The sequence below is a fragment of the Moorena sp. SIO2C4 genome (assembly GCF_010672485.1).
In the GTDB taxonomy this organism is placed as follows: Bacteria; Cyanobacteriota; Cyanobacteriia; order Cyanobacteriales; family Coleofasciculaceae; genus Moorena; species Moorena producens.
In genome coordinates this window covers 1-3,009 of sequence record NZ_JAAHGN010000948.1, presented here as the reverse complement: position 1 = coordinate 3,009, position 3,009 = coordinate 1, and the positions used below count along the sequence as shown (strand labels likewise).

General features: G+C 41.0%; 6 protein-coding genes. 3 read left to right on the top strand and 3 right to left on the bottom strand.

Going from position 1 to position 3,009, the window contains the following annotated elements; all coding sequences use genetic code 11:
- The first annotated feature begins 162 nt into the window (after positions 1-162).
- Together F6K20_RS31860 and F6K20_RS31855 are read left to right on the top strand one after the other, a co-directional pair.
- Complete coding sequence (locus F6K20_RS31860; RefSeq protein WP_287297420.1) at positions 163-786, top strand: type I restriction endonuclease; 624 nt, start codon at positions 163-165, stop codon at positions 784-786.
- Between the two features lie 168 nt (positions 787-954).
- The gene (locus F6K20_RS31855; RefSeq protein ID WP_008190355.1) at positions 955-1,278 is read left to right on the top strand and encodes a XisI protein; all 324 of its coding nucleotides are present in this window, start codon (positions 955-957) and stop codon (positions 1,276-1,278) included.
- Between the two features lie 23 nt (positions 1,279-1,301).
- On the opposite strand, the gene F6K20_RS31850 is transcribed toward F6K20_RS31855, so the two are convergent.
- Entirely contained in the window at positions 1,302-1,637 is a 336-nt protein-coding gene (locus tag F6K20_RS31850) for a XisI protein (RefSeq protein WP_008190356.1), read from the bottom strand.
- Positions 1,625-2,041, bottom strand: a complete 417-nt coding sequence (locus F6K20_RS31845) for a XisH family protein (protein ID WP_008190359.1) — start codon at positions 2,039-2,041, stop codon at positions 1,625-1,627. Before F6K20_RS31845 ends, F6K20_RS31850 begins: the two co-directional genes overlap by 13 nt.
- Before the next feature lie 176 nt (positions 2,042-2,217).
- Here F6K20_RS31845 and F6K20_RS31840 point away from each other — a divergent pair, with 176 nt between their 5' ends.
- A complete protein-coding gene (locus F6K20_RS31840) occupies positions 2,218-2,574 on the top strand; it encodes a hypothetical protein (RefSeq protein WP_131826903.1) in 357 nt (118 codons plus the stop codon).
- Here F6K20_RS31840 and F6K20_RS31835 read toward each other — a convergent pair.
- A partial coding sequence (locus F6K20_RS31835) for a WD40 repeat domain-containing protein (protein WP_287297419.1) occupies positions 2,518-3,009 on the bottom strand: 492 nt, incomplete at its 5' end. The genes F6K20_RS31840 and F6K20_RS31835 overlap by 57 nt on opposite strands.

The window sequence follows — 3,009 nt, the reverse complement described above, 5'->3', positions numbered from 1 at the left end:
GCAAGTGTTAGGAAAATCCGTCCCGTAACGCACCACCCACCATCAGAGTCAAATTAATCTGCCCACCCTATTCCCTATTCCCTATTCCCTATTCCCTGCTCCCTATTCCCTATTCCCTGCTCCCTACTCCCTGCTCCCTACTCCCTGATAGTAAATCAAGCCATGGTTACCGCAATTCCAGCTAACCAAATTACCCTCTACGATTTAAGAATAAAATTTGGCTTAGAGCGCACCGATGATGAGGAATTCTTTCGGGAGTGGCAAGATGATTTACCAGAACTAACAGAATTAGAAAAAAAAGAGCTAAACGAAATAAAGAAAGACTATCTCCACTTATCAGAGCGTCCAATGGTGGAAACTATTGTTAAAATGGTAGTACTTTCCCCATTATTGAAACTAGCTGGTTTTTATCGTCCTCCCTTTTATCTTACTGCAGAGAAAGTCGTAGAAATTACTTCCGAAGATCAAGAAACAATTATTACAGGACGACTTGACCTACTGATCTATACTCCTGAATTTTGGGTTTTAGTCATCGAAGCCAAACGAGCCGATTACTCCCTGGAAGTTGGCATCCCCCAAGCACTAAGTTATATGCTAGGGAATCTTGAATCAAAAAGACCTGCTTTTGGATTTATCACCAATGGGCCAGATTTTATTTTTCTAAAACTGAGCAAAGACAATAAACCAAAGTATGGTGAGTCTGATTCATTTTATCTTCGGAATAAGACAGGCTTGGAGCAGGTTCTTAAAATCCTAAAGCGCTTTAATCAATTACTTAGGCAATAATCAAGTCCAGTAGGGTGCGTTAGGGACGGGCTCGGACTCATTTTCCGCCTGGTAGTGTTAGGATAGCCCGTCCCGTAACGCACCGCCAGTGTTGGGAATTTTATTATAATAATCCAAATATGGCCAAAGATATTTTCCACAATACAGTTAAAACAGCTTTACAAAAAAATGGATAAATTAGATCAATATCGTCAGATTACCTGCGAATTTTTAGAAAGCTTTGCCAGTTATGATCTCAATGCTCAACTTATCTTTGATAGAGAAAGGGATCGTTATCTGGTTTTCCACAACGAATGGCGTAATGAGTACCGCATCTATGGCTGTGCCATGCATCTTGAGCTAATCGAAGGTCAAATCTGGATACAGCACAATAGTACTGAGATTTATATCGATCGTGAATTGATTGAACGGGGTGTTTCTCCCAAAGATATTGTACTGGGATTTCGCTCTCCCAGCGTCCGCAAACGTATTGCTGCTGCGATGGAAGACTAGTAAATGCGCAATCTAACCGGATTTTAACTAACAGCAAACTCAGTAAATTGGCGAATATCTGGAGGATGAAAAGCTAAAACAATATCACTTTTTGGAATACCTGCTGCCACTAAATCATTAGCAATGCCGTCTTCAGTATTGTCACATTGAATCCAAATTTTAGAATTACTAATTTCCACATGAATCAAACAACTATGAAGATGTTCTTGCTTATTCCATCCTTCAGAAATAATTAAATATTCGTCTGTTTCTCGGTCAAATGCTGCATGGTTACGGATGTTAAAATTAGAGTAATCAATGCTAACATAAGGGCTTAAGGTTTGACGAATAATTTGGCGATAGTTTTCTAATTTATCCATTTTGTAATGACCTCCTCTTCCGGGTCAAAAACAATAATTTTAAGCGTGTTATCTTCTAATAAAATTTGTCCTACTTCTTTGCTAAATAAGCGATTAAATATAGGTTCTCTAATAGCTAAATAAAGAAGACGTTCTGAAAGTTTACGTTTAAGAATTTTATCGTATAATATATATTGTCCTAAGGCGTTTTTTAGATCTTCTATTTCTGATGAGCCAACAAAGCTTTTAACTTCTACAGCAATTTTTTGTCCTTGTTTTTCAGCTACTAATAATTTTTCAGCCGCTAGGTCAATATAGATGTCTTTTTTACCTATTTTAAGACTTAAAGGGTCATTGGTAATTGTCCATCCATCTTTTATTAGTGCATTTTTTACTGCATCATGATAAATATCCTTGGCTGGCATTTTCAAAATTATTAAGTGTGGGTGCGCAAATAAAAGCCTATCTTAATTATAGTGGGAACGATCTGTAATTTCATGACAGCCGTAGGGTGCGCTCTGCAGACGCGATCGCACTCATTGTCCGCTTGGTAGTGTTGGGATAGCCCCACCCGTAACGCACCGCTAGTGTTGGAACAGCTGTGTTAAGTCACAGGCTGGAAGCCTGTTCTACAGTTGAGCCTCTGAATATCAACGTTGAGTATCTGAACCTCGACCGTGAGTATTTGAATACCGTCGGTGAGTATTTGAATATAAACGTTGAGTATTTGAATATAAACGTTGAGTATTTGAATACCGTTGTTGAGCCTCTGAGCCTCAACGTTGAGTATTTGAAGATAAACGTTGAACCTCTGAACCTCGACCGTGAACCTCTGAACCTCGACCGTGAGTATTTGAATACCGTTGTTGAACCTCTGAGCCTCCTGAACGAACCTCTGAACCTAATTCCCGATTCCCGATTCCCTGTTCCCTGTTCCCTCTTCCCAACATACCCATAACTTCTCCTTAGTTCCAGGATTCCTAACAAAGTAATCTTCCAGCAATTCACAGCCCCGACGCAGCAGCTCACCTAAACTTTCAACCTTCCAAATTCTGGCAGTTTTGTCTAATGAAGCAGTGGCCAGCCTCTGTCCATCCGGGCTGAAGGCTACACTTGATACCTTGTCCTGATGCCCGGTAAGCACAGCTAATTGATTGCCCTGGTTGTCCCAAATTCTGGCAGTGTTGTCGAATGAACCAGTGGCCAGCTTCTTTCCATCCGGGCTGAAGGCTACACTTGATACCTTGTCCTGATGCCCGTTGAGTACGGCGATTTGATTGCCCTGTAAGTCCCAAATTCTGGCAGTATTGTCGGATGAAGCAGTGGCCAGCCTCTGTCCATCCGGGCTGAAGGCTACACTTAATACCGAGTCCTGATGCCCGGTGAGTACGGA